This is a genomic window from Natrinema soli (assembly GCF_028618695.1).
In genome coordinates, this window is the sequence record NZ_JAQIVI010000234.1 from 1 (window position 1) to 1,191 (window position 1,191).

Here is a 1,191-nt window from a genome sequence, read left to right on the forward strand (position 1 = left end):
CCGGCCCCCTCCCATTACTTGTCCATCTCAGCTCATGCCCATAACTTCCGTCACTCATTAAGCTCTCTCGTCATCGAGCGAAACCGACGGTTTCGCGGACATCGCGAAGCTTCGCTTCGCTCAGTCACGAAAGATCGAAGATCTTCCGTCCGACCCCGAGGCACTCGACCTGCTCCGCCTGTAGATTTCGCTCCGCACGGTCGAATAGTATCCGTCGCCGTTGCCCGTTCGCTACTGCATCAAATAGAGCGTCAGTAAGTTGATGAATCAATTTACATAATTGTATCTCTATAGCTATGAACCCCGCTCATTTTCACGATAGTATGAATTTTGAGTAACCGAGTGGCGTCGATCACGGCGTCGAGGGGCGGAGGCACGCCTGCGCAGCGAATGCGACACGCACCCCTCGAACTCGCTGAGAGCTACCGTTATGTATCGGGCCTCCATCGGTGTAGTCATGTCACGCGACGTCCTCGAGCCCGCTCTCCTCGAGCGGGACCCGGACGATCGGATCCGAATCCTCGACGCCGACGGGACCGTCCTCGCTCCCGAACTGGAACCTGACCTCGAGCCGGAGACCCTCCGCTCGATGTACCGGGATATGCGGTTCGCCCGGCGCTTCGACGAGCGAATGATCAGTCTCCAGCGGCAGGGTCGACTGGGGACGTACTCCTCGCTGGCCGGCCAGGAGGGGGCCCAGATCGGCTCGACGTACGCGCTGGCGGACGATGACATGCTCTCCTTTCAGTACCGGGAACACGGCGCGCTGGCCGCGCGAGGGCTCCCCTGGGAGTACCTGCTGTACTGGATGGGCCACGAAGCTGGGAACGCCGCGCTGGCGGACATCGATGTCTTTCCGCTGAACATCTCGATCGCCGGCCACCTCCCGCACGCGGTGGGCTGGGCGTGGGCGGCGAAGCTGAACGGCGACGACCGGGTGGGTGTCGTCCACTTCGGCGACGGGTCGACCTCCGAGGGCGACTTCCACGAGGCGATGAACTTCGCCGGCGTGTTCGATACGCCGAACGTCTTCGTCTGCAACAACAACCAGTGGGCCATCTCCGTCCCGCGCGAACGCCAGACCGCCAGCGCGACGATCGCCCAGAAGGCCCGCGCCTACGGCTTCGCAGGCGTGCAGGTCGACGGGATGGACCCGCTGGCGACTTACGTCGTCACGGCCGCCGCGCGGGA

Annotated in this window: 1 protein-coding gene; it reads left to right on the forward strand. The window is 63.0% G+C overall.

What is annotated here, in order from left to right:
- Positions 1–457: 457 nt before the first annotated feature.
- The coding region (locus PGX04_RS15290) for a thiamine pyrophosphate-dependent enzyme (protein ID WP_273739291.1) at positions 458–1,191 on the forward strand (734 nt) is incomplete at its 3' end.